This window comes from Pantoea sp. C2G6, from assembly GCF_051336815.1.
Classification (GTDB): Bacteria; Pseudomonadota; Gammaproteobacteria; order Enterobacterales; family Enterobacteriaceae; genus Pantoea.
Genome location: NZ_JBGMNJ010000001.1, coordinates 96045 through 120072 on the forward strand (window position 1 = coordinate 96045; position 24028 = coordinate 120072).

Consider the following 24028-nt stretch of genomic DNA (forward strand, 5'->3'; position numbering starts at 1 on the left):
GTTGTATATACATATACATACTTTAACGCAGCGTGTAAACGGCGGAGGCACGAGAGCGATGGCAGAAGATATGCGGGTAGAGGCGGTGTGGACCGGGGCTGACCTGGTCACCATGCGCGACGGAAAGTACCATCTGATAGCGGGGGGCGCGCTGGTGGTCAGGGCGGGCAAACTGCTGTGGGTTGGCCCCGAAGCGGAGATGCCCGCGTTCGTTGCCGATCACCATCATCGTCTGCCGGGCGGCATCGTCACGCCGGGGCTGGTCGATTGCCATACTCATCTGGTGTTTGGCGGAGATCGCAGCCAGGAGTTTGAGCAGCGTCTGAATGGCGTCAGCTATGCGGAGATTGCCGCACAGGGCGGTGGCATCCTCTCGACCGTGCGCGCCACCCGCGCCGCCACCGAAGAGGAGCTGGTGGCCTCGGCGCGCTGGCGGCTCAACCGCCTGCTGGCGGAAGGCGTCACCACCGTGGAGATCAAGTCTGGCTACGGGCTGGATGAAGAGAGTGAGCTGCGGATGCTGCGGGCGATTCGCCAGCTGGGAGAGTGCGTGCCCGCCGATGTGCGCGCCACCTGTCTGGCGGCTCACGCCTTTCCGCCAGAGTTTAAGCACGACCCGGATAGCTGGGTCGGGATTATCTGCCAGCGCCTGCTGCCGCAGGTGCAGGCGCTGGGACTGGCCGATGCGGTGGATGCGTTCTGTGAACATCTCGCCTTTTCACCGCAGCAGGTGGCGCGGGTGTTTGACCAGGCGGTGGCGCTGGGGATGCCGGTGAAGCTGCACGCGGAGCAGCTCTCGGCGCTGGGCGGCGCGGCACTGGCGGCGCGCTACGGCGCACTCTCTGCCGACCACCTTGAATACGCCACCGAAGCGGATGCCCGCGCGATGGCGCAGCATGGCACCGTGGCGGTGCTGCTGCCCGGTGCGTTTTATCTGCTGCGGGAAACCCAGCGCCCGCCGGTGGAACTCTTCCGTCGCCACGGCGTGCCGATGGCGCTGGCCAGCGATGCCAATCCCGGCACTTCGCCCGCGCTGTCGCTGCGGCTGATGCTCAATATGGGCTGTACCCTGTTTGGTATGACGCCAGAAGAGGCGCTGGCCGGGGTGACGCTGTGGGGAGCTAAAGCGCTGGGGCTGGCGGAGAGTCATGGCTCGCTGGAGGCGGGCAAAGTGGCAAACTTCGTTCACTGGCCGCTGGCCCGTCCGGCGGAACTGGTTTACTGGCTGGGTGGTGAGCTGCCCTGTACCGTTATCTATCGTGGAGAAGTACAATGAACCCTTTCCATTTTACCCAGGGCAGCCTGCCACTGCTGGTCAGCATTCCGCACGCCGGGACTGCGCTGACGCCGGAGGTGGACGCCGGGCTGAGTGAGGCCGCGCGCGCGCTGCCCGATACCGACTGGCACATTCCGCTGCTGTATGATTTTGTCCGCGACCTCGGGGCCAGCGTGCTGATTGGTCGCTACTCGCGCTTTGTGGTCGATCTCAACCGGCCGCCCGACAATCAGCCGCTCTATAGCAGCGCCACTACCGGCCTGTTCCCTGAAACCCTGTTCGACGGCACCCCGACCTTTGTGCCCGGTAAAACGCCCGATGCCGCGCAGCGACAGGGTTACATCGATCAGATCTGGCAGCCTTATCATCAGCAGATTCAGCGGGAGCTGGCGCGGCTCAGGGCGCAGCACGGCTACGCGCTGCTGTTTGACGCGCACTCCATCGCCAGTGAAATTCCCCGCCTGTTTGACGGGCGACTGCCCGATCTCAATATCGGCACCAACGACGGGGCGAGTTGCAGCCCGGCGATGAGCGGGGCGATTGAGGCGGTCTGTGCCGCGCAGCAGGACTATAGCTGGGTGATCAACGGACGTTTTAAAGGCGGCTACATCACCCGCGCTTACGGCCAGCCGCAGCAGCAGACGGAAGCGGTGCAGCTGGAGCTGGCGCAGCTTAACTATATGGATGAAACCCCGCCTTACGCCTGGCAGCAGGCGCGTGCCGCAAAACTGCAAACGCTGCTGAAGGCGCTGCTCCAGGCTATGCTGGCGCAGGCTAAACTCTACTAACCAGCAGGGCTACTTGCGGCGCGCGTCCGGGCGGACCAGGTCAAAGCGTTGCGCTTCGCTGATGCCGTAATAGGCGCTGGGGCCGCCGGCACGCAGGATCGGCTCCGCTTTGGCGGTCTGGTAGATCCCCTCTTCCAGCAGGTTTTCATTGATGTGGATCGCCACCGCCTCGCCCAGCACCAGCCAGCTGTCGATCAGCTCCTCGTTGGCATCCTGCAACTGGATCAGCTGCGTCAGGCGGCACTCAAAGTTAACCGGGCTTTCGGCCACCAGGCTGGCGCGGACCTGCGACGCCGCCAGCGGTGTTAAACCGGCAAAGGCGAACTCATCCTGATCGGCGGGCAGCGACGCCGAGCTTTCATTCATCGCCTCGGCCAGCGGGCGGGTCGCCAGGTTCCAGACGAACTCTTTGGTGTCGGCAATATTCTGTACGCTGTCTTTCCAGCCGCTGCTGGCAAAACCAATAATCGGTGGATGGTAGTTGAAGCAGTTAAAGAAGCTGTAGGGTGCCAGATTGCGCTGACCGCTAAGGCTGACCGAACTGATCCAGCCGATGGGGCGCGGTCCGATAATGGCGTTCAGCGGATCGTGCGGCAGGCCGTGACCAGCACGGGGTTGATAGGAATAGCGTTTCTGAGTCATAACGTCTCCGGCAGGGGAATTTTATTTATCTTAGCCCGACAGCATCGCCCGGCGGAACCGGAAAGAGGTAAGCGGATGGTGCGGGTTTATTTTCCGTCGCCACCAGCGTATTGTACGCGCGCCCGAATAACAGAGAGAACGTATGAAAAAGTCAGCCAGCTCGTCGCCCTTCCACGCCCGCAATCGCCATCAGGGCGAGTACGATTTCGCCGCCTTAACCGCCGCTCATCCGCCGCTGGCGGCCAAAGTGCGGCCCAACGGCTATGGCGTGCAGTCGGTGGATTTCGCGGACCCGGAGGCGGTGATGCTGCTGAACCAGGCGCTGATCAAGCTGTTTTACCATATCGACTGGCAGCTGGCGCCCGGATCGCTCTGTCCGCCGGTGCCGGGACGGGCAGATTATCTGCACTATCTCGCCGACCTGCTGGCGCTCGATAACCATGGCGTGATCCCGGCGGCGGACGTGCTCGATATTGGCTGCGGTGCCAACTGCATCTATCCGCTGATTGGCGCGGCGGAATATGGCTGGCGCTTCACCGGCACTGAAATTGATGAGGCGGCGCTGAAAGCGGCCAACCGCATTGTGGCGGCCAATCCGGGCCTGGCCCGCCAGATCCGCCTGCGCCGCCAGAAAAACCGCGATGCGGTGCTGGCGGGCGTGGTCAGTAAAAATGAACGCTTCCACGCGGTGATCTGTAATCCACCGTTCCATGCGTCCGCCGAAGAGGCGCTGGCGGGGTCGCAGCGTAAAGTGCGCAATCTCGGACTGGATAAAAGCGCGCCGCTCAACTTTGGCGGACAGCATAATGAGCTGTGGTGTCCCGGCGGGGAGAAAGCCTTTATCGGCAGGATGATCGACGAGAGCGTGGCGCTGGGTCGCCAGGTGGTCTGGTTTACCTCGCTGGTGTCGCGTAAAGAGAATCTGCCGGCGCTGGAGAAGCAGTTGCAGGCGCAGGAGGTCGCGGAGCTGCGGGTGGTCAACATGGCGCAGGGGCAGAAGCAGAGCCGTTTTCTGGCGTGGAGTTTTATGCCCGCCGCCCAGCGCAGTAAACTGCTGAGTCGTCCGGGCAACTGAGGCAGCGCGCTGCGCAGGTAAGCTGAACTGGGCGAAGGGGATAAAGAACGGGCCGCGATATGCGGCCCGTTGTGATCAGGAGACGTGTTGCAGGAATTCGCGCAGCCGTTCGCTGGGCGGATTGCTGATCAGCGTGTCGGGATCGCCATCTTCCGCAATCCGGCCTTTGTCGATAAAGATCAGCCGTGAGGCGACCTTCTGCGCGAAGCCCACTTCGTGCGTCACAATCACCATCGTCATGCCTTCTTCCGCCAGATCCTGCATCACTTTCAGCACTTCGTGACGCAATTCCGGGTCGAGCGCCGAGGTCGGCTCATCGAACAGCATCATTTTTGGCTTAACCGCCAGCGCACGGGCAATCGCCACGCGCTGCTGCTGGCCGCCCGACAGCTCAGACGGGAAGTGGTGCGCCCGCTCGGCGAGGCCCACTTTGCCCAGCAGCTCACGCGCCAGCTGGCGTGCTGCTTCTTTGCTGGCACCGCGCACCCGAATCGGACCAAAGGCGACGTTATCCAGCGCACTCATTTGCGGGAACAGATGAAACTGCTGAAACACCATCCCCGCTTCCTGACGGATCAGGCGATCGTCAACTTTCGGATCGTTCACGCGCAGCCCATCGACAATCAGCTCGCCGCTGGTGATCTCTTCCAGCTTGTTAATGCAGCGCAGCAGGGTCGATTTACCGGAACCGGATGGGCCGATAATCACTACCACTTCGCCCTGGTTAATCTTCAGGTCAATATCGTGCAGCACCTGGGTCTGGCCAAAATGCTTGGAGACGTTCTTAAATTCAATCACAGGATTTTCACCCTTTTCTCAATGCGGCGCAGCACAAAGCTCAGCACCAGCGTAATCACCAGATAGATGATCGCGACGGCGCTCCAGATCTCCAGAGCGCGGAAGTTACCGGCGATAATCTCCTGACCCTGACGTGTCAGTTCAGCCACACCGATAACGATAAACAGCGAGGTGTCTTTGATGCTGACAATCCACTGGTTGCCCAGCGGCGGCAGCATACGGCGCAGCGCCAGCGGCATAATCACGTAGCGCAGCGTCTCGCGACCCGACAGGCCAAGCGCCAGTCCGGCTTCGCGGAATCCCTTGTTGATCGACAGCACGGCACCACGAGTGATCTCGGCAATATACGCGCCGGAGTTAATCATGATGGTCACCACCGCGGCGCTGAACGGGTCAATACGCAGATCGGGGAACGCCATCGGCAGCGCAAAATAGATAAACATCACCTGCACCACGATAGGGGTGCCACGGATGATTTCGATAAACACCAGCGCGATATTATTGGTGATCCAGCCACCATAAGCACGGGCAAAACCGGCGATCAGACCGATAAACAGGCCGCCAATCAGGCCGATAATTGAGATGATTAACGTCAGTTTGGCGCCTTCAAGCAGCGCTGGCATGGCGGGCCAGATGACGCTCCAGTCAAACTCCATGGTGTCACTCCAGATAGTTGCGATGGAAAAAAGCAGGGAAAAAGTTTCCCTGCTGAAAAGTGGGGGTCGGGCAGATTATTATTTAGGTTCGGTGCCAAACCATTTTTTATAGAGCGTGTTGTAGGTGCCGTTCTCTTTCAGCGTTTTCAGCGCGCCGTTCACCTTCTCACGTAAATCGTCGCTGCCTTTCGGGAAGGCGATACCATACTGTTGCGCTTCGATTGAATCGCCTACCGCTTTAAAGCGACCTTTACCGGCGGTGTGGATGAAGTAAAGGATATTTGGCGTGTCGTGCAGCACCGCGTCAGCACGGTTGGTGCCCAGCTCCATATAGGCGCTGTCGATGTTCGGGAACTGACGCAGATCTTTGGATTTAATGTGGGCTTTGGCATATTCCACCGAACCGGTGCCGCTTTTCACCGCCACCACTTTACCGTCCAGATCGCTAATGCCTTTGATGTTGTTTTCGTTGTTACGCACCATCACCTGTAAACCGCTTTTGTAATAGCCATCGGAGAACTCGATCGCCTTTTTACGCTCTTCAGTAATGGTGATACCGGCCAGCGCCAGATCGACGTTGCGGGTTTGCAGGGCCGGGATAATGCCACTGAAGTCCATTGGCTTCAGGGTGTAATCGAGCTTCAGCTCTTTGGCGATGGCATCCCACAGATCCACATCGAAGCCGACATACTTATCGCCCTGTTTGAATTCAAACGGAACAAAGGCGGTATCGGTCGCGACGACCAGCTTCTTTTCTGCTGCGGTGGAAGAGAGGGAGAAGGCCAGCGCCAGCGCGGCCACAGAAACTTTTAACAGTGACTTCATCATTTTTTCCTTTTTACGACCAGGCGGCAGGGGCCTGTGTTTGCGGCTTGTCATATGAAAGAATTATGCCAACTTTGCAAAATCTGCCAAATCAGCGGTTTAAATAACACAGCTGACACGATTTTGCAGTTAATTCTGCTATTGCACCTTTTTGGTGCTCTATGGTGGTGCAGATGGCTATTTTGGTGCAGTGGTAGTTTGCCCTGGAAGTTAAGGCTGTGAAGCGAAGGAAGGAAGAACTGTTAACAGAGTCATAAAAAAGAGATAACACAGACGTAAAAAAGGCGGGTTTCCCCGCCTGATAAGCTGCACTGACTGTTATTCAATGTTGGCTTCGATAAACCACAGGAACTTATCGAGGTCACGCGACGCCGCGGTAAAGATGTCAGCGGTATCTTCGTCTTTAACTTCGGTAATCGCTTTACGGGTGTCATTTGCCACCACGCTGTAGCGGTCCGCCAGCGCTTTCAGATGATCCTGCACGCTGTGAATGTTCAGTGGATAGCTCTTCAGTGGCGTCTTGTCGTTCACCACCTGCGCGGTGCCCAGCGCCACGCCACCCAGCTGGACCACACGCTCGGCGATGGTATCCTGATGGTCGGTAATGGCGGTGCGGAAGCCATCCAGCATCTCATGGACGCCAATAAAGTTAGCGCCGCGCATGTTCCAGTGCGCCTGCTTGGTGATCAATGAGAGATCAATAAATTCAACGACCAGACGGTTCAGCACCGCAATGGTGGCTTTCTTTTCGTCATCTGCCACGTCGTTGCGGGTGTAAATCAGGTCGGAAGATTTCGTTTTAACCAATTTAGCGGTACTCATCGTTTCAGTCCTCTCTTTGATGGTTGTCCTAATCAAGTACCGAATAAGTATAGCAGCGCTTTTCAACTTTGCAGTGATGGCTTTGCCGATGGCTGAAATAGCGTGCAGCTCGCGAGGGTGTAGCTTTCATCCGGCAGGGTTAACATCGTGTTAAAATATATTTCTGTAATAATACGCATTAAAATCAATAGCTTAAACAGCAGGTTAAATAAAAGCTCAGTCACTGCTGCTAAATAGGCCCGGCGAGATGCGGCTTCGGTTAAGAATAATTCTCATATTGCGCATGATTGTTATTTACCCGCCGTGCTGGCGGGCCGTTTACGCTTATTTCAGCTCGCTATCCGCTATTTCCACGCTGCTCAGCTGATTGCTTTTTGGCCGCATGGTGAGGGTTGAACCGGCGGAGGCGGTGATGATTGCCAGCAGCGCCAGCCACTGCAACAGCGTCAAGGTCTCGCCGAGAAACAGCATGCCGGAAAAGGCGGCCACCGCCGGCTCCATACTCATCAGGGTGCCAAAAATGCGCGCCGGTAAGCGGGTCAGGGCGATCATCTCCAGCGAATAGGGGATGGCGCTTGAGAGCAGGGCGACCAGCAGCGCCACCGGTATCACCGCCCAGTGCCAGATGCCGCTTTCTGCAAAGGTCAGGCCGAGCGGGACGAAAATGACGGATGCGATAAGCGAGCCCATCGCCACCGTCGCGGGGCCATGTTCCGCGCCAGCCCGCTGACCCGCCAGAATGTAGATAGCCCAGCAGGCTCCCGCCCCTACCGCCAGCGCCGCGCCCAGCGGATCGATAGCGGCCATCTCATTGCCAAACGGCAGCAGAAACCACAGGCCCATGACCGCCAGCAGGATCCAGACGAAATCGAGCAGCCGTCGCGATCCCGCCAGCGCCAGTGCCAGCGGGCCGGTAAACTCCAGTCCCACCGCGACGCCCAGCGGGACGGTGCGAATCGCCAGATAGAACATGAAGTTCATCGCTCCCAGCGCCAGGCCATACATCAGCAGCGGCAGACGCTGCTCCCGGCTGAAGCGCAGACGCCAGGGTTTGAAAATCGCACACAGCATCAGCGTGGCAAAGCCGAGGCGCAATGCGGTAATGCCGGTCGCTCCCACCGCAGGGAACAGCGTTTTCGCCAGAGAAGCGCCGCCCTGGAGCGAAAGCATCGCAATCAACAGAACCGCAATCGGCATCACTATCGGAGTAAGGTTTTTTGAAGCTGAAGGGGCTGACATCCTGTTTACCATTCCTGATCGTTCACCTGAAGAGTGAGCCAGTGTAAAGGATATGGGGCGTGAAAAAGTGCAGATCTGCGTTTTTAATTTGCGTTAACTGAGCGAATTTTGCGCAGAATCAGTCCCATTCAGGTAAAGAAATGTCAGGATTTTTTAGGATTTAACTTAAAGCACGAAATGTGCACGAAAGGATTGTTGCAGGAATATGACGGATTTTATAAGTAAAATGAATGACATAGGATGTTGCATTAACTTCCTGTTACACCAAACATTCTGTTAGACAACAAAATCCGGGCAGAGTTTCTCGCTATTTTTTGTTATATTTTCAGCGTTGTCAGGAGAGAAGTATTTTCACATTTGAGGTGGTTATGAAAAAAATTGCATGTCTTTCAGCATTAGCCTGTGTACTGGCAGTATCTGCAGGTTCAGCAATGGCACAGAGCACCGTAACTGGTGGCTATGCTCAGAGCGATTATCAGGGCGTAGCGAACAAAGCTAACGGCTTCAACCTGAAATACCGCTACGAAGACGGTTCTAACCCACTGGGTTGGATCGGTTCATTCACCTACACTGAAAAAGATCGTACCGAAGCTGGCGTCTACAACAAAGGCCAGTACTACGGTTTCACCGGTGGTCCTGCTTACCGTCTGAATGACTGGGCGAGCATCTACGGTGTTGTCGGTATCGGCTACGGTAAATTCCAGCAGAACGAAACCGCAGATCGTGCAAAATCTGATTCCAGTGACGTAGGCTTCTCTTACGGCGCAGGTATGCAGTTCAACCCAATCGAAAACGTTGCACTGGACGTGGGCTACGAGCAGAGCCGTATCCGTAACGTTGACGTTGGCACCTGGATTGCTGGCGTAGGTTACAGCTTCTAAGTTTACTTAGCTTAGCTGACCTGCCAAAAAACGGCCCTTTATGGGCCGTTTTTTATTGCGTTCAGCTAACCCGTCTGACTCTCTCCCTCGTTCTACCGCTTTCCGCGCTGCGTCGATTCGACCCGTTACAGGTTTTTTAACGCCTGAAATTCAGTGATGGGCAACAGGAAAGAGAAACGCGCAGATTCAGAAGAGTGAGCCTCTCAGCGGATCGCTGAAAGGCGCAGAAAGCGGGATTAGCCGCGCCAGATCAGATTCTGGCAGCGACGATCTTCAGGCTTATGGCCCAGTAGTTTTTCGATCAACATCAGACGCAGCGTGAAAGGGGAACGTGTCAGCAGGCACAGCCATGATTTTAACTCCGTGGTTGTCTGCTTTTCAGCCTGGAAGCATTTGTTGCAATCTACGCAACATTTCAGGGTGCTCATAGAATCACCTCCCAATCATTGACGACGCGGTAGCAGGCAGCCTCTGATCCCTTCTCATCTCACTCACCCCGATCGGGGGGATCGATCACAATCCGCTGTGTGCTGCTTACATTATCAACAAATATAGCACTGGCTATATCCTTTAGCCAAGGCTAACGAGGAAAAATTTGAGCTTCTTTGCGGCTGGTTTACAATAAGCGCAGCTAAATCCGTATGGCAGTGAGCGTGCGGGAAATAATAATGAGGAAGCTGAATGAGTCGTCGTGCTAAAAGCGTGGTTTCTGCCCCGCAAGGACCACTGAAAGATATAGAAGAGCATGTCGAGGGTTTTCGGCAGGTGCGCGAAGCACATCGTCGGGAATTAATTGATGACTACGTTGAGTTAATCTCTGATTTAATTGGTGAATTTGGTGAAGCGCGCCAGGTGGATATGGCGGCCCGGCTGGGCGTTTCGCAACCGACGGTGGCAAAGATGCTGAAACGACTCGGCAGCGCCGGGCTGGTGGAGCAGGTGCCTTACCGCGGGGTGTTTCTCACCGGAGAAGGGGAGAAGCTGGCTGAGGAGAGCCGCGCCCGGCATCACATTGTTGAAACTTTCCTGCTGGCGTTGGGCATCAGCCCGGAAACCGCCCGGCGCGATTCTGAAGGTATTGAGCATCACGTCAGTGATGAAACTCTGGCCGTGTTTAAGAAATTTTGTGAAACCCGCTAACCACTAAGGCGCACCGCCATTATGCCGCAACTGCTTCGATCTTTTTTGCATGACTCGATTTTGCATTTATTAATCGTTATTGGGGTTGTTCTGGTGTTTCTGGCGGATTTCCGCTGGCCCGATCTGCCTGGCGCAGTAGACTGGCACACCATTATTACGCTGACCGGTTTGCTGATCCTGACCAAGGGGCTGGAAACCAGTGGCTATTTTGATGTGCTGGGTGGCCGACTGATTGCCCGTTTCCGTCATGAACGTGCCCTGGCGCTGTTTATGGTGCTGGCTGCCGCGCTGCTTTCAACCTTTCTGACTAACGACGTGGCGCTGTTTATCCTGGTGCCGCTGACGCTGACGCTGCGGAAATTTTCCCATCTGCCGATCTCCCGCCTGATCATCTTCGAGGCGCTGGCGGTCAATGCCGGATCGCTGCTGACCCCGGTCGGCAACCCGCAAAATATTTTACTCTGGAGCCACGGCAAGCTGAGCGTTGTCGCCTTTATCGGGCAGATGCTGCCGCTGGCCGGCTGGCTGCTGCTCAGCCTGATGGCGCTGACCTGGTTCAGCTTTTCGAAGCGGTCAATCGATAAGCACGACAATCCTGAGCAGCCGCAGTGGCAGAAGCCGCTGTTTGTGGTCAGCGTGATCCTCTATCTGCTGTTTATCGCCGGACTGGAGCTGGAGATCACCGGCTGGGTGCTGCTGCTGATTTTCGCCACCTTCCTGGTGATGGCGCGTCCGGTGCTGCTGCGCATCGACTGGAGTCTGCTGGCGGTGTTTATCGCCATGTTTATCGATGTCTGGCTGCTGACGCGCCTGCCGGTGATGCAGGCGCACTTCGATGCCATCACCCACTTCGGCCAGGGACAGCTCTATCTGCTGGCGATTGGTCTGTCGCAGATCATCAGTAACGTGCCCGCGACGATTCTGCTGCTGCAAAAAGTGCCGCCTTCTGAGGTCATTGCCTGGGCGGTTAATATCGGCGGATTTGGTCTGCTGCCCGGTTCACTCGCCAACCTGATCGCCCTGCGTATGGCGAAAGATCGCGCCGTCTGGTGGCGTTTCCATCTCTTCTCTCTTCCGCTGCTCGCCTGGTCAATGGCCAGCGGCTGGCTGCTGCTGCGGTGGCTCAGCTAGCGCTGATTTCGCCTGCCACCCGCACAGGTGGCAGGACGTGCGCCATTTCTCAGCTTTCGTAAAGTTACGCTGGAATTTGTCAATTTCCGATCTAATGTTAACTGGACCTTTTATGCCCGGGAATTAGGGCCTTAGCCAGTGATGGGAACTATGAGCGAGAATAACCAACGCGATCCACACCAGCATGACGCAGAAGATGCGCCAGATAACCCGCAGCAGTCGGACGATAGCCAGGATAACGACCAGCAGCCTGAACGCAAACGCCCCGGTAAAAAGCCGCTGATTATCCTGGCGGTGGTGGTGGTGATCATGCTGATTGTCGGATTCTGGTTCTGGTTTTCAACCCGTAATCAGGAAACCACCGATGACGCCTTTACCGAAGGTGACGCGGTGACTATCGCGCCGAAAGCGTCCGGTTACGTGGTGAAACTGCTGGTCAAAGATAATCAGCGGGTGAAGAAAGGCGATCTGCTGGTGGAGATTGATCCCAGCGACAATCAGGCCCAGCGCGAACAGGCTAAGGCCCAGCTCGGCTTAGCGGTTGCGCAACTGCATCAGGCGCAGGCGCAGCTGGCGCTTTCCCGGGTGCAATATCCCGCTCAGCGCGATCAGGCCCTGGCGGATCAGGCGAAGGCGGAAGCGAACCTGCTGAACGCCCAGTCAGACTATCGCCGTCAGCGTGGCGTCGACCCGCGCGCCACCAGCCAGCGCAATATCGACAGCGCCTCGGCCCAGTTACGTTCAGCGCAGGCGCAACTTCAGAGCGCTAAAGCGCAGGTTGAAGTCGCTTCCCAGGTCGCGTTGCAGATCCGCCAGCAGGAAACCAATGTTGAAGCGCGTCAGCAACAGGTGGAACAGGCGAAAGCGCAGCTGAGCACCGCCGATCTTAATCTCTCTTATACCCAGGTCCGCGCGCCTTATGATGGGTTTATCACCAAGCGTAATGTGCAGCTGGGTACGCTGGTGCAGGCGGGCTCGGCGCTTTTCTCCCTGGTCTCGCCGGACATCTGGATCACCGCCAACTTCAAAGAGTCGCAGCTGGAACGCATGAATCCGGGCGACAGAGTGGAAATCAGCGTGGATGCCTGGCCCGATATGAAGCTGGAAGGGCACGTTGACAGTATTCAGATGGGTTCCGGTTCGCGCTTCTCGACTTTCCCGTCGGAAAATGCCACCGGTAACTACGTCAAAATCGTGCAGCGCGTGCCGGTGAAAATTGTCATCGACAAGGGACTGGACCCCAATCATCCGCTGCCGCTGGGGCTGTCGGTTGAACCCAAGGTCACGGTGGAACAATGAGTACGGCGCAGAGCTGGAAACCGGCCAGCAATCCGTGGTTAGTGGCGATCACCGTCACGCTGGCGGTGTTTATGGAGATCCTCGACACCACCATTGTTAACGTGGCGCTGCCGCATATCGCCGGTTCGCTCTCCTCCAGCTACGATGAGTCCACCTGGGTGCTCACTTCCTATCTGGTGGCGAACGGCATCGTGCTGCCCATCTCTGCGTTTTTCAGCCGGCTGTTTGGCCGCAAACAGTTTTTCCTGATCTGCATCGTGATGTTCACCATCTGCTCTTTCCTGTGCGGAATTGCCACTGAACTGTGGCAGATCATTCTGTTCCGGGTGTTGCAGGGCTTTTTTGGCGGTGGATTGCAGCCGGTTCAGCAGTCGGTACTGCTCGACTACTTTAAGGCGGAAGATCGCGGCAAGGCGTTTGGCCTCTCCTCGATCGCGATTATCGTCGCGCCGGTCATTGGCCCGACGCTGGGCGGCTGGATCACGGATAACTACAGCTGGCGCTGGGTCTTCTTTATCAATATCCCGGTCGGCGTGCTGACGGTGCTGGCGATCTATCAGCTGCTGGAAGATCCGCCGTGGGAGCGTAAGTGGGCGAAAGGGAAGCTGAAGATCGACTATATCGGCATCAGCTTGATTACCCTCGGCCTCGGCTGCTTGCAGGTGATGCTGGATCGCGGTGAGGATGAGGACTGGTTCGCTTCGCACTTTATTGTGCTGTTCGCGATTCTGGCGCTGGTCGGCATTGTGGGGGCCATCTACTGGCTGATGTATGCCCGTAAGCCGGTGGTCGATATTCTGGTGATGAAAGACCGCAACTTCTGGGTCGCCGGGCTGCTGATGGCCGGCATGGCGATGATTCTCTATGGCAGCTCCGTGGTGTTACCGCAGCTGGCGCAGCAGGATCTGGGCTACACTGCCACCTGGTCTGGTCTGGTGCTCTCTCCCGGTGCGGTGCTGATTGTGCTGACCATTCCGCTGGTGCTGAAACTGATGCCGATTGTGCAGACGCGCTACATTATCGCCTTTGGATTCAGCTGCCTCTCTCTGGCTTTCCTCTACTCCTCGACGCTCACGCCGAATGTCGATTTTACCACCCTGGTGATGATGCGCAGCGCGCAGTCAATCGGGCTCGGTTTCCTGTTTGTGCCGCTGACCACCATCGCCTTTATCACGATTCCGCAGCGGCTCAATGCTGACGCCTCAGCGCTGTTTACGATGTTCCGCAACGTCGCCGGTTCGATTGGCATTTCGCTCTCGACCGCGGCCATCACTGAACGCGAGCAGGTCCGGTCGGCGCACATGGTGCACAATATGACGCCGCTGAACGAGCAGTTTACCCTCACGCTTCAGCACTGGGCGCAGGCGATACGTGACTTCACCTCGGCGGTGGGCGATCCGGTGACGCTGGCGACCGGTCAGCTCTATCAGGAGATGATTGCGCAGTCGCGCATTCTCGCTTACATCGATGTCTTTTCAGGCCTGAGTATTGTCGCCCTGATTTTGATTCCATTTTGTTGGCTGCTGTCGCCGATTAAGAGCGAAGGCAGTGCAGGAGCACACTAACATGAAGGTTTTCTCTTCTCATCGCCTGAAACCCCTGACTCTGCTGCTGGCCATCGGGCTGGCGGGCTGTGCGGTCGGACCGGACTATCAGGCCCCGCAGCCTGCGGTGCCAGGCGGCTATCACACGCTGGATTCGCAGGAGGCGTCAAAGCCGCAGAGCGCCGCCATCAATTCGCGCTGGTGGCGCAGTTTTAACGACCCACAGCTCGACAGCCTGATTGAGCGGGCGATTGCGGGCAACCTGACGCTGCAACAGACGGTGCTGCGTATCGCCGGTGCGCGTGAGCAACTGGCGCAGGCGCAGGGCGGTCTGTTCCCCAGCCTGAACGGCTCGGCTAAGGTGACGCGCCAGCAGCTTGGTCTGGAAGGATTGCTCAAAGCCAACGGCGCGACCGACCAGCTCGACAGTAACGTAGCCAGTCAGCTTAATGGACTGACTCAGCCGGTTAATCTCTATCAGGGCAGCTTCGACGCCAGCTGGGAACTCGACCTGTGGGGTAGAGTGCGCCGTCAGATTGAGGCGGCCAATGCCCAGCAGCAGGCGGCCATTGAGCAGCGCAACGATGCGCTGGTCTCTCTGGAGGCTGAAGTGGCGCGCGCCTGGCTGCAACTGCGCGGGGCGCAGAGCACCATTCAGACTCTGCAACAGCAGATCGACGTGGCGCAGCAGACCGCCGAGCTGACTCAAAGCCAGCAGCGTAACGGGCTGGCACCGCAGACCGATGTGGAAAATGCCCGCGCCCAGCTCAGCAGCCTGCGGGCGCAGCTGCCGCAGTATCAGTCGCAGGCGCGTCAGGCGATGAATGGCCTGGCGGTACTGCTCGGTAAAACGCCGGGCGCGCTGGATGGTGAACTGAGTGCGCCGAAAGCGCTGCCATCGCTGCCGCAGTTTGTGCCGGTCGGCATCCCTTCAACCCTGGCGCGTCGTCGCCCCGATATTCGTCAGGCGGAAGCGACGCTGCATGCGCAAACCGCGGAGATCGGGGTCTCTGTCGCCCAGCTCTTCCCCAGCCTGTCGCTGACCGGCCAGCTGGGGGTGCGCAACACCGATGTCAGTTATCTCGATAACTGGAGCAGTCACTTCTATAGCTTCGGGCCGTCGCTTTCGATTCCGATTTTTCAGGGCGGGCAGCTGGTGTCGAGCGTGAAACTGGCGCGGGCGCAGCAGGCCAGCGCCGCGCTCGACTACCGGCAGACGGTGCTGACCGCGTTGCAGGATGTGGAGAACGCGCTGGTCAGCTACCGTGCCGATCAGCAGCGTGTCACCGCGCTGGATGAGACCACCGGCGCGCTCCAGCGTGCTTTCGATCTCGCCAGCGACAGTTACCGCCAGGGACTTTCAACCTTCCTGGAGGTGCTGGATGCGCAGCGTCAGCTGGCGCAGGCACAGGAGCAGGCGACCCAGGCGCGGATGCAGAGTGCGCTCGATTTAGTGGCGCTCTATAAAGCGCTGGGCGGCGGCTGGGAAACCTATCAGAACGTTGAGATGCCGCAATATCCGGTATTTGGTCCGGCCACGCAGGTTAATTAATCCTCATGGCGGTCACTGTTTTTACAGGATGACCGCCATCTCCTTTCTCTCTGCTTTTCCCCATCAGCCTGACGCGCGCGGTTATTTTTTCGCAACGATGACTTTAGGTTAGCGTTAAGGGATTTGAGCGCCGTCATCTTTATCGCGTTATTTTTATTGACTCTTTTTCCGGTCCGCTCGCGGGAGAAGTGGGTTTGCGCTCTGCGTTCTGCTGCGCAGCGCAGCAGGGTTATTGAAGGATTAAACGACCTGCGAATTATCTGACTCGTTAGCCGCCGGACAGATGTAAAAAAGTTTATATGCGATCCTGTAACTTAATAAATGAATCAGCGAGCTGTTAATGCACCTGTGCTATTTCGCGGCGGGCAGGATAAATTTTTACGCTTAATCTGTAAGCTATTGTGACTGAGATCGCTATCTGAAAAGATTTTTAATCAGCCGTGGGCGGCGTTGTGCAGCTGAATAAGGTATCTCAGAGTCAACTTTGTTGGGCGGCTTTTCCCCCCCGGCCGTCGCTATTAGCGGTCTGAAATCGTTTTCAGCGGTGGAGAGAAAGTGCGTTTTGTTGTTAATTTGGCGTTAATAAACCGTCAGCGAGACCCGGTTTTAAAACTGAATTTATTAGTGAATTAAAACTTAAGAATTGTCTGTAGAGTAAAAATAATTTATTTTTTTATTTGAATTAGGTAATCTTGCCGCTACAGTTTTTATTAACCCCCCTTAATCAAGGACATTGTGATGAGTGACGCATTTAAGGTACTGAACAATATTCGCACATTACGTGCCCAGGCTCGTGAACTGCCACTGAGCGATCTTGAAGAGATCCTGGAAAAATTAACAGTTGTTGTTACTGAACGCCGTGAAGAAGCAGAAGCGGAAGAGACACAGAATCGTGAAAAAGAAGAAAAGCTCTCTAAATATCGCGAAATGCTGCTGGCCGACGGTATCGATCCTAATGAATTATTAGGTGCGCTGGAAAGCGGAAAAAAACGCACCAAGCGTGCGCCGCGTCCGGCTAAATATTCTTACACCGACGAAAACGGTGAGCAGAAATCATGGACCGGCCAGGGCCGTACCCCGGCAGCGATTAAAAAAGCGCTGGACGCCGGTAAAAGCCTGGACAGCTTCCTGATCGATTGATCAACACATTCCTTGTAAGTGGGAGCCGGGGGCCGTCAGGGCCTGCCGGCTTTTTTATTTCTGTCGGGTTATCAAGCACCCCGCCACTTATGCGGGAGTGGCGCTGGCGTGCGCTGCGTCACATCTGGCATAATAGCCGCCGTTTTTTCATCCACTCTCTTCACAAAGGTCAATGCCGTGTTAGTTAGCAGCAATATCACCATGCAGTTTGGCAGCAAGCCACTGTTCGAAAATATCTCCGTGAAATTTGGCGGCGGTAATCGTTACGGTTTAATCGGTGCGAACGGCAGCGGAAAATCCACCTTCATGAAGATTCTGGGTGGCGATCTGGTGCCGTCAGGCGGCAACGTCTCTTACGATCCCAATGAGCGTATTGGTAAGTTGCGCCAGGATCAGTTCGCCTTTGAACAATATAGCGTGCTGGACACCGTGATTATGGGTCACCATGAATTATGGGAAGTTAAGCAGGAGCGCGATCGTATTTATTCTTTGCCGGAGATGAGCGAAGAAGAAGGGTACAAAGTCGGTGATCTTGAGGCGCTCTACGGTGAGATGGATGGCTACAGCGCTGAGTCACGCGCGGGTGAGTTATTACTCGGTGTCGGCATTCCGGTTGAGCAACATTATGGTCCGATGAGCGAAATTGCGCCCGGCTTTAAATTGCGCGTTTTGCTGGCGCAGGCGCTGTTTTCTAATCCCGATATTCTGTTACTGGATGAACCGACCAACAACCTGGACATCGATACCATTCGCTGGCTGGAACAGGTGCTGAACGAGCGTGACAGCACCATGATTATCATTTCGCATGACCGTCATTTTCTTAATATGGTCTGCACCCATATGGCCGATCTGGATTATGGCGAGCTGCGGGTTTATTCCGGTAATTATGATGAATATATGACCGCGGCGACCCAGGCGCGTGAACGTCTGTTATCGGATAACGCCAAGAAAAAAGCGCAGATTGCTGATTTGCAATCGTTCGTCAGTCGTTTTAGCGCCAACGCCTCGAAATCACGTCAGGCAACTTCGCGTGCTAAACAGATGGATAAAATTAAGCTGGATGAAGTGAAAGCCTCCAGTCGTCAGAATCCGTTTATCCGTTTTGAGCAGGAGAAGAAGCTGTTCCGTAATGCCCTGGAAGTTGAAGGGTTAACCAAAGGTTTTGATAACGGTCCGCTGTTTAAGAATTTAAATCTGCTGCTGGAAGTGGGTGAAAAACTGGCGGTGATCGGGGCCAACGGTATTGGTAAATCGACCCTGCTGAAAACGCTGGTCGGTGAGCTGGCGCCAGAAAGCGGCACGGTTAAATGGTCGGAGAATGCGCGCATCGGTTATTACGCGCAGGATCACGCTGAAGATTTCGCGAATGACCTGACGGTGTTTGACTGGATGAGTCAGTGGAAACAGGCGGGCGATGATGAGCAGACCGTGCGCGGTATTCTGGGACGTCTGCTGTTTTCGCAGGATGATATTAAGAAGCCGGCGAAGGTGCTGTCCGGTGGTGAGAAGGGTCGGATGTTGTTTGGTAAGCTGATGATGCAGAAACCGAACATTCTGATTATGGATGAGCCAACCAACCACCTTGATATGGAGTCGATTGAGTCGCTCAATATGGCGCTGGAGATGTATGAAGGCACGCTGGTTTTCGTTTCGCACGACCGCGAATTTGTCAGCTCGCTGGCAACCCGCGTGATTGAACTGAAAGCGGATCGCGTGGTGGACTTTACCGGCAACTACGAAGATTACCTGCGCAGTCAGGGCATCGTCTGATGAAAACGGGGTGGCGCAGGCCACCCCGTTTTTTTTGTCCCGAGAGGCTAAGACTTCCATTGCTTATGAGCCAGTAGTTTAGAGTTGTAACCGGGGTCAGGGAAGTTCAGCACTGGCTCAGGGAGCATACGCCTTCCGCAAAGACGCAAAAGCGCCATCCCTGGCCCGCGATGCTTTGCTACAGGCGTATGCTCCCGTCGCATTGAGTTTTGAGCTCTCTGCAAGTGGATCGAGCGCCCATGGACGGTTTAAGCGACTTTCCGATCTGACCCTGTTCTCTAAGCGGGTAAAATTTCAACACGGTGCGGGCTTCAGGGAGCAGAGGCATTCCTGCCAATGTTAAGCCCCACCGCCACACACTTCACAGTGCGCGTCCTGCGCCACTTTCATGCTGCGAAACTCCGCGCTTAGCGCATCGTACATCAGTAACCGGCTGGTGGCGGGCGAGCCAAACGCCGTCAGCACCTTAATCGCTTCCATCGCCTGCATCGCGCCTATCACCCCAACCAGCGGGGCCATGACTCCCGCTTCCACACAGCTCAGGGTCTGCTCGCCAAACAGGCGGCTGATGCAGCGATAGCAGGGCGTGCCGGGCTGCCAGTTGAAGACGCTGATCTGGCCCTCCATACGGATCGCGGCCCCGGAAACCAGCGGCACCCGCTGCTGACGGCAGAGCCGGTTGAGCTGCTCACGCACCGCGACATTGTCGGTACAGTCGAGTACCACCTGCTGCCGGGCGATCAGCGCCAGCAGCGCCGCATCATCCAGCTGACCATTGACCGGGTGCAGCTGGCAGTGGGGATTGATGGCGGCCAGACTCTGCGCGGCCGACTCCACTTTGGCACGGCCAATGTCAGCGTCGTGGTGCAGGATCTGCCGTTGCAGGTTAGAGTGCGACACGGTATCGAAGTCGAGCAGGGTGAGATGACCGACACCCGCCGACGCCAGATAAGGCGCCGCGGCGCAGCCCAGCCCGCCGAGTCCGACCACCAGCGCATGACTCGCTTTCAGTTGCTCCTGCCCCTCAAAATCGAAACCGCGCAGCACAATCTGCCGGTTGTAGCGCAGCATCTCTTCATCACTTAATTCAGGCAGCATTTACGCCTCCAGCAGGGCGTTGAACGGTTCCACCTCAACCCACTCGCCGGGTTCAACGTCGCCGCGCTCCCGTTCCAGCACAATAAAGCAGTTAGCCTGGGCAAAAGAGCTGAAGACGTGCGAGCCCTGCATCCCGGTGCTCTCCACTTCCAGCTCACCCTGGGCGTTCTGCCGCAGGATGCCGCGCTGGAAATCGAGCCGGCCAGCGGACTTTTTGAGGCGTGAAGCGCAGCGTACTTTCTGACGCGGCGGCAGCGCCGGTTTCTGCTGGCCGGTGAGGGTTGCCAGCAGCGGCTGGACCAGCTGATAAAAGGTGACGGCCGCGGAGACCGGATTGCCCGGCAAACCGCAGAACCAGCTGCTGCTCAGGCGGCCAAAGGCGAATGGCTTGCCGGGCTTGATCGCCAGCTTCCAGAAGCTGATGGCACCGAGCTGTTCCAGCATGCTTTTGGTGAAGTCCGCTTCACCCACCGACACGCCACCGGTGCTGATCACCACATCCGCCTGGCGATCCGCCTCTTCAAACGCGGTACGCAGGGCGGCCGGATCATCTTTAATGATGCCGAGGTCAATCACTTCGCAGCCGAGCTTATGCAGCATCAGCGACACCGCAAAGCGGTTAGTGTCATAGATCTGTCCGGCGGCCAGCGGTTCACCGACCGGCTGTAGCTCATCGCCGGTGGAGAAGATGGCGACCCGCAGCTTGCGCAGCACGCTGACCTGCGCGATGCCCAGCGAAGCGAGCAGCGGCAGCTCGGCCGCGCCCAGCCGGGTCCCGGCTTCCAGCACCACATGGCCTGGCTGAATGTCATCGCCGGTCAGGCGAATGTTCTGTCCGGGACGCACCGGCGCGGTGATGACAATCGCCTCGCCCTGGGTTTCGGTCTGCTCCTGCATCACCACTGCCTCACAGCCAGCAGGCACCGGCGCACCGGTCATAATGCGGATCACGCTGCCCGGCGGCCACTCACCGCTGAAGGGCGCGCCCGCAAAGGCTTTACCCGCTACCGGCAACGGCTGGCCGCTGTTCACGTCTGCCAGCCGGACGGCATAGCCATCCATGGCTGAGTTATCAAACGGCGGCACGGCAATCGGTGAGGTGACAGCTTTGGCGGTGATACGCCCGACGGCCTCGGCCAGCGGCACGCTGAGGGAGTCGGTGACAGGCTTCAGCTGTGCCAGCATTTTTTGTTGCGCCTCCTCCAGGGAGATCAAACCTGCGGTAAAACTTTCCATACTTATTTCAGCCTGGTGATTTCAGATGCTGCCTATTATGGTGGCAATTGGCCGCTGAGTCACATCGGCTTCAGCGCGGCGGGGCCGCCGCCCGGAGCGACGCGGAGCAGGGCAGTAAGAAAATGTTATAACCACAGGAACAGTTTCCGCTTTACAACACTTAGCAGGCTTTCTATAGTCAAAAATCAGTAAAAATGGCTGAAAACCATTCTAAATCAGTGTTTTTCCTGCTGAAGCAACCACGGGGTAGTGCGTTATGGTCAAAGCGGTAATCGCCATTCATGGAGGCGCAGGCGCCATTACACGTTCAGCGATGAGCGCCGAAAAAGAGCAGGCGTACCTTCAGGCGCTGCGTGAGATTGTGACCCAGGGCGAGCAGATCCTGGCGCAGGGCGGCAGTGCGCTGGATGCCGTCACGGAAGCGGTGCGATTGCTGGAGGAGTGCCCGCTGTTTAACGCCGGTAAAGGCGCGGTGTTCACCCATCAGGGCACCCATGAGCTTGACGCCTGCGTGATGGATGGCCGCACGCTGGAGGCGGGAGCCGTAGCGGGCGTGACGCGGGTGCGCAACCCGGTGCTGGCGGCACGCGCCGTACTGGAGCAGAGTCCCCATGTGCTGTTGATCGGTGAAGGCGCCGAGCAGTTTGCGCAGGCGCAGGGCCTGGAGCCGGTGGCGACCGACTATTTCTCTACCCCGGAACGCTGGGAGCAGTTGCAGCGGGCGCTGCACAGCGACACGGCGGTGCTGGATCATGATGGCGCGGCGCATCACGACGACCCGCTCGACCCGGACCGCAAATTTGGCACGGTAGGGGCGGTGGCGCTGGATCTCAATGGCAACCTGGCCGCCGCCACCTCGACCGGTGGCATGACCAACAAGCAGGCCGGACGGGTCGGGGATTCCCCGCTGCCGGGCGCGGGCTGCTACGCCAGCAACGACAGCGTCGCGGTCTCCTGTACCGGCACCGGGGAGGTGTTTATCCGTACCCTGGCCGCCTATGACGTGGCGGCGCAGATGCGTTACGCCGGCCGCAGCCTGCAACAGGCCAGCGTGAATGTCATCCATGATCAGGTGCTGGAGCTGGGCGGCAGCGGAGGTTTGATTGCGGTCGATCGCGCCGGCAATGTGGCGCTGCCGTTCAACAGCGAAGGGATGTACCGGGGCGTGGCGCGGGTTGGCGAGGCTGCGGAAGTGGCTATCTATCGCGAAAGTTAAGGAGCAGAGATGAGCGACAGGCAAACGTTACCACCGCTGGCCCCGGAACAGGTGCTGGCGGTGCGCGATCTCAGCGTGCGTTTTCAGCACGAAACCACCGTCACGGAAGCGGTCCGTCACCTGTCACTCGATCTGTTTCGTGGTGAGACGCTGGCGCTGGTCGGTGAGTCAGGTTCCGGGAAATCGGTGACCTCGCTGGCGCTGATGCGGCTGATTGAGCAGGGCGGCGGTCGCGCCACCGGTGAGGTGCTGTTACGGCGGCGCAATGGCGAGGTGCTGGACGTGATGCGCGCCACATCCGGTGAGATGCGCCGGGTACGCGGCGCGGATATGGCGATGATCTTCCAGGAGCCGATGACCTCGCTGAATCCGGTCTTTACGGTGGGCGAACAGATAGCTGAGTCGATTCGTCTGCATCAGGGTAAGAGCCACGCTCAGGCGCTGGCCGAAGCGCGCCGGATGCTGGATCTGGTGCGTATTCCCGACGCGCAAAATGTCTTAACCCGCTTTCCGCATCAGCTGTCAGGCGGCATGCGTCAGCGGGTGATGATCGCGATGGCGCTCTGCTGTAAACCGGCACTGCTGATAGCCGATGAGCCAACCACCGCGCTGGACGTCACCATTCAGGCGCAGATCCTGCAACTGATCCGCGTGCTGCAAAAAGAGATGCAGATGGGGGTGATTTTTATCACGCACGATATGGGCGTGGTGGCTGAGATGGCCGACCGGGTTCAGGTGATGTATCGCGGCGAAGTGGTGGAAAATGCCCCGGTGGCGCAGCTGTTCAGCGCCCCGCAGCAGTCCTACACCCAGGCGCTGCTGGCGGCGGTGCCGAGACTGGGCGCGATGCAGGGCGAGCCGCTACCGGCCAAATTTCCGCTGCCGGGCAGCCGGGCGGTGGCGGAGCTGCCGCAGGATACGGTGCGCCGCCAGCAGCCGCCGATTTTACAGGTGCGCGATCTGGTGACCCGCTTTGATATTCGCGGTGGCCTGCTGAATCGCGTGACAAGCCGGGTACACGCGGTCGAAAAAGTCAGCTTTGATCTCTACGCCGGTGAGACGCTGGCGTTGGTGGGGGAGTCCGGCTGCGGTAAGTCGACCACCGGACGCTCACTGCTGAAACTGGTCGCCAGCCAGGGCGGCACCATCACCTTCAACGGAGAGCGAATTGATCATCTCGCCGGTCCCGCGCTGGCGCATCTGCGGCGCGACATCCAGTTTATCTTTCAGGACCCCTACGCCTCACTCGATCCCCGCCTGACGGTCGGCTTCTCCATAATGGAGCCGCTGCTGGTGCACAAGGTCATGTCACGGCGCGAGGCGGAGCAGCGCGTCGGCTGGCTGCTGGAAAAAGTGGGCTTACTGCCGGAACACGCCCAGCGCTATCCGCATGAATTTTCCGGTGGTCAGCGTCAGCGCATCTCCATTGCCCGCGCGCTGGCGCTCAATCCCAAAGTGGTGATCGCCGATGAGTCGGTTTCGGCGCTGGACGTGTCGATTCAGGCGCAGATTATTAACCTGATGCTCGACCTGCAACGCGAGTTTGGCATCGCGTTTCTGTTTATTTCGCACGACATGGCGGTGGTGGAGCGGATCAGCCACCGCGTCGCGGTGATGTATCTCGGACAGATTGTCGAGATGGGACCGCGGCAGGCGGTGTTTGAACAGCCTCAGCACCCCTACACCCGCAAACTGATGGCGGCGGTGCCGGTCGCTGACCCGGCTCACCGGCGTCGTGAACGCGCCTTAATGGTCGATGAGATCCCCAGCCCGATTCACGCATTAGGGGATGAACCTGAAGTGGCACCGCTGATGGAGGTGGCTCCGGGCCATTTCGTCGCCCGCCACGTTATCAGCACGACCTGAGTAGTGAAGATGTCGCCCCGGCGACCAACCAGAC

The 24028-nt window shown here is 57.7% G+C and carries 22 protein-coding genes; 13 read left to right on the forward strand and 9 right to left on the reverse strand.

Annotation, left to right across the window (positions count from 1 at the left end; translation table 11 throughout):
- Positions 1-58 precede the first annotated feature (58 nt).
- Complete coding sequence (hutI, locus tag ACCW71_RS00445) at positions 59-1276, forward strand: imidazolonepropionase (RefSeq protein ID WP_436368874.1); 1218 nt, start codon at positions 59-61, stop codon at positions 1274-1276.
- Positions 1273-2064, forward strand: coding sequence for an N-formylglutamate deformylase (hutG, locus tag ACCW71_RS00450; protein WP_436368875.1), 792 nt, complete (start codon positions 1273-1275; stop codon positions 2062-2064). The genes hutI and hutG overlap by 4 nt, the downstream gene beginning before the upstream one ends.
- Positions 2065-2073: 9 nt before the next feature.
- On the opposite strand, the gene ACCW71_RS00455 is transcribed toward hutG, so the two are convergent.
- On the reverse strand, positions 2074-2706 hold the full coding sequence (locus ACCW71_RS00455) for a flavin reductase family protein (RefSeq protein WP_436368877.1): 633 nt from the start codon (positions 2704-2706) through the stop codon (positions 2074-2076).
- A 142-nt stretch (positions 2707-2848) separates the two neighbouring features.
- Here ACCW71_RS00455 and rlmF point away from each other — a divergent pair, with 142 nt between their 5' ends.
- Complete coding sequence (gene rlmF, locus ACCW71_RS00460) at positions 2849-3781, forward strand: 23S rRNA (adenine(1618)-N(6))-methyltransferase RlmF (RefSeq protein ID WP_436368878.1); 933 nt, start codon at positions 2849-2851, stop codon at positions 3779-3781.
- A 75-nt stretch (positions 3782-3856) separates the two neighbouring features.
- Here rlmF and glnQ read toward each other — a convergent pair whose 3' ends face one another.
- The 5 genes from glnQ to rhtA all read right to left on the reverse strand — a co-directional run bounded on the left by glnQ (position 3857) and on the right by rhtA (position 8121).
- A complete protein-coding gene (gene glnQ, locus ACCW71_RS00465) occupies positions 3857-4579 on the reverse strand; it encodes a glutamine ABC transporter ATP-binding protein GlnQ (protein ID WP_436368880.1) in 723 nt (240 codons plus the stop codon).
- On the reverse strand, positions 4576-5235 hold the full coding sequence (gene glnP / locus ACCW71_RS00470) for a glutamine ABC transporter permease GlnP (RefSeq protein ID WP_436368882.1): 660 nt from the start codon (positions 5233-5235) through the stop codon (positions 4576-4578). Before glnP ends, glnQ begins: the two co-directional genes overlap by 4 nt.
- A gap of 78 nt (positions 5236-5313) precedes the next feature.
- Positions 5314-6060: a glutamine ABC transporter substrate-binding protein GlnH gene (gene glnH / locus ACCW71_RS00475; RefSeq protein ID WP_436368883.1), complete on the reverse strand. Its 747-nt coding sequence runs from the start codon at positions 6058-6060 to the stop codon at positions 5314-5316.
- Positions 6061-6378: 318 nt separating this feature from the next.
- A complete protein-coding gene (dps, locus tag ACCW71_RS00480) occupies positions 6379-6882 on the reverse strand; it encodes a DNA starvation/stationary phase protection protein Dps (RefSeq protein ID WP_436368884.1) in 504 nt (167 codons plus the stop codon).
- Positions 6883-7206: 324 nt separating this feature from the next.
- Positions 7207-8121, reverse strand: coding sequence for a threonine/homoserine exporter RhtA (rhtA, locus tag ACCW71_RS00485; RefSeq protein ID WP_436368885.1), 915 nt, complete (start codon positions 8119-8121; stop codon positions 7207-7209).
- Between the two features lie 368 nt (positions 8122-8489).
- Between rhtA and ompX the strand changes: the two genes are divergently transcribed.
- The gene (ompX, locus tag ACCW71_RS00490) at positions 8490-9002 is read left to right on the forward strand and encodes an outer membrane protein OmpX (RefSeq protein WP_436368887.1); all 513 of its coding nucleotides are present in this window, start codon (positions 8490-8492) and stop codon (positions 9000-9002) included.
- 236 nt (positions 9003-9238) lie between these two features.
- Here ompX and ACCW71_RS00495 read toward each other — a convergent pair whose 3' ends face one another.
- A complete protein-coding gene (locus tag ACCW71_RS00495) occupies positions 9239-9430 on the reverse strand; it encodes a hypothetical protein (protein ID WP_436368888.1) in 192 nt (63 codons plus the stop codon).
- Positions 9431-9683: 253 nt separating this feature from the next.
- Between ACCW71_RS00495 and mntR the strand changes: the two genes are divergently transcribed.
- From mntR to ACCW71_RS00530, 7 genes are all read left to right on the forward strand, one after another.
- Positions 9684-10142 (forward strand): manganese-binding transcriptional regulator MntR, encoded by a 459-nt coding sequence (gene mntR, locus ACCW71_RS00500; RefSeq protein WP_436368889.1) that lies wholly within the window; start codon positions 9684-9686, stop codon positions 10140-10142.
- Positions 10143-10163: 21 nt separating this feature from the next.
- Entirely contained in the window at positions 10164-11273 is a 1110-nt protein-coding gene (locus ACCW71_RS00505; protein ID WP_436368890.1) for an SLC13 family permease, read from the forward strand.
- A 150-nt stretch (positions 11274-11423) separates the two neighbouring features.
- Entirely contained in the window at positions 11424-12572 is a 1149-nt protein-coding gene (locus ACCW71_RS00510; protein ID WP_436368891.1) for an HlyD family secretion protein, read from the forward strand.
- Positions 12569-14137: a DHA2 family efflux MFS transporter permease subunit gene (locus tag ACCW71_RS00515; RefSeq protein ID WP_436368893.1), complete on the forward strand. Its 1569-nt coding sequence runs from the start codon at positions 12569-12571 to the stop codon at positions 14135-14137. The genes ACCW71_RS00510 and ACCW71_RS00515 overlap by 4 nt, the downstream gene beginning before the upstream one ends.
- A 1-nt stretch (position 14138) precedes the next feature.
- Positions 14139-15668: an efflux transporter outer membrane subunit gene (locus ACCW71_RS00520; protein ID WP_436368895.1), complete on the forward strand. Its 1530-nt coding sequence runs from the start codon at positions 14139-14141 to the stop codon at positions 15666-15668.
- A 738-nt stretch (positions 15669-16406) separates the two neighbouring features.
- On the forward strand, positions 16407-16808 hold the full coding sequence (locus ACCW71_RS00525) for an H-NS family histone-like protein (RefSeq protein ID WP_436368896.1): 402 nt from the start codon (positions 16407-16409) through the stop codon (positions 16806-16808).
- Between the two features lie 177 nt (positions 16809-16985).
- Positions 16986-18578: an ABC-F family ATPase gene (locus tag ACCW71_RS00530; protein WP_436368898.1), complete on the forward strand. Its 1593-nt coding sequence runs from the start codon at positions 16986-16988 to the stop codon at positions 18576-18578.
- 339 nt (positions 18579-18917) lie between these two features.
- Here the strand turns inward: ACCW71_RS00530 and moeB are convergent, their stop codons facing one another.
- Both moeB and moeA read right to left on the reverse strand, forming a co-directional pair.
- Complete coding sequence (moeB, locus tag ACCW71_RS00535) at positions 18918-19676, reverse strand: molybdopterin-synthase adenylyltransferase MoeB (RefSeq protein WP_436368899.1); 759 nt, start codon at positions 19674-19676, stop codon at positions 18918-18920.
- A complete protein-coding gene (gene moeA, locus ACCW71_RS00540; protein ID WP_436368901.1) occupies positions 19677-20912 on the reverse strand; it encodes a molybdopterin molybdotransferase MoeA in 1236 nt (411 codons plus the stop codon). It lies immediately after the preceding gene.
- A 256-nt stretch (positions 20913-21168) separates the two neighbouring features.
- On the opposite strand from moeA, the gene ACCW71_RS00545 reads away from it, so the two are divergent.
- Entirely contained in the window at positions 21169-22128 is a 960-nt protein-coding gene (locus ACCW71_RS00545) for an isoaspartyl peptidase/L-asparaginase family protein (RefSeq protein ID WP_436368902.1), read from the forward strand.
- A 9-nt stretch (positions 22129-22137) separates the two neighbouring features.
- Positions 22138-23994 carry a dipeptide ABC transporter ATP-binding protein gene (locus tag ACCW71_RS00550; RefSeq protein ID WP_436368903.1) on the forward strand — a complete coding sequence of 619 codons (1857 nt, stop codon included), beginning with the start codon at positions 22138-22140 and terminating at the stop codon, positions 23992-23994.
- Positions 23995-24028: the final 34 nt, after the last annotated feature.

Coding starts and splice junctions, on each gene's coding strand:
- hutI (WP_436368874.1), top strand. CDS start 59: ATGGCAGAAGATATGCGGGTAGAGGCGGTGTGGACCGGGGCTGACCTG.
- hutG (WP_436368875.1), top strand. CDS start 1,273: ATGAACCCTTTCCATTTTACCCAGGGCAGCCTGCCACTGCTGGTCAGC.
- ACCW71_RS00455 (WP_436368877.1), bottom strand. CDS start 2,706: ATGACTCAGAAACGCTATTCCTATCAACCCCGTGCTGGTCACGGCCTG.
- rlmF (WP_436368878.1), top strand. CDS start 2,849: ATGAAAAAGTCAGCCAGCTCGTCGCCCTTCCACGCCCGCAATCGCCAT.
- glnP (WP_436368882.1), bottom strand. CDS start 5,235: ATGGAGTTTGACTGGAGCGTCATCTGGCCCGCCATGCCAGCGCTGCTT.
- glnH (WP_436368883.1), bottom strand. CDS start 6,060: ATGAAGTCACTGTTAAAAGTTTCTGTGGCCGCGCTGGCGCTGGCCTTC.
- dps (WP_436368884.1), bottom strand. CDS start 6,882: ATGAGTACCGCTAAATTGGTTAAAACGAAATCTTCCGACCTGATTTAC.
- rhtA (WP_436368885.1), bottom strand. CDS start 8,121: ATGTCAGCCCCTTCAGCTTCAAAAAACCTTACTCCGATAGTGATGCCG.
- ompX (WP_436368887.1), top strand. CDS start 8,490: ATGAAAAAAATTGCATGTCTTTCAGCATTAGCCTGTGTACTGGCAGTA.
- ACCW71_RS00495 (WP_436368888.1), bottom strand. CDS start 9,430: ATGAGCACCCTGAAATGTTGCGTAGATTGCAACAAATGCTTCCAGGCT.
- mntR (WP_436368889.1), top strand. CDS start 9,684: ATGAGTCGTCGTGCTAAAAGCGTGGTTTCTGCCCCGCAAGGACCACTG.
- ACCW71_RS00505 (WP_436368890.1), top strand. CDS start 10,164: ATGCCGCAACTGCTTCGATCTTTTTTGCATGACTCGATTTTGCATTTA.
- ACCW71_RS00510 (WP_436368891.1), top strand. CDS start 11,424: ATGAGCGAGAATAACCAACGCGATCCACACCAGCATGACGCAGAAGAT.
- ACCW71_RS00515 (WP_436368893.1), top strand. CDS start 12,569: ATGAGTACGGCGCAGAGCTGGAAACCGGCCAGCAATCCGTGGTTAGTG.
- ACCW71_RS00520 (WP_436368895.1), top strand. CDS start 14,139: ATGAAGGTTTTCTCTTCTCATCGCCTGAAACCCCTGACTCTGCTGCTG.
- ACCW71_RS00525 (WP_436368896.1), top strand. CDS start 16,407: ATGAGTGACGCATTTAAGGTACTGAACAATATTCGCACATTACGTGCC.
- moeB (WP_436368899.1), bottom strand. CDS start 19,676: ATGCTGCCTGAATTAAGTGATGAAGAGATGCTGCGCTACAACCGGCAG.
- moeA (WP_436368901.1), bottom strand. CDS start 20,912: ATGGAAAGTTTTACCGCAGGTTTGATCTCCCTGGAGGAGGCGCAACAA.
- ACCW71_RS00545 (WP_436368902.1), top strand. CDS start 21,169: ATGGTCAAAGCGGTAATCGCCATTCATGGAGGCGCAGGCGCCATTACA.
- ACCW71_RS00550 (WP_436368903.1), top strand. CDS start 22,138: ATGAGCGACAGGCAAACGTTACCACCGCTGGCCCCGGAACAGGTGCTG.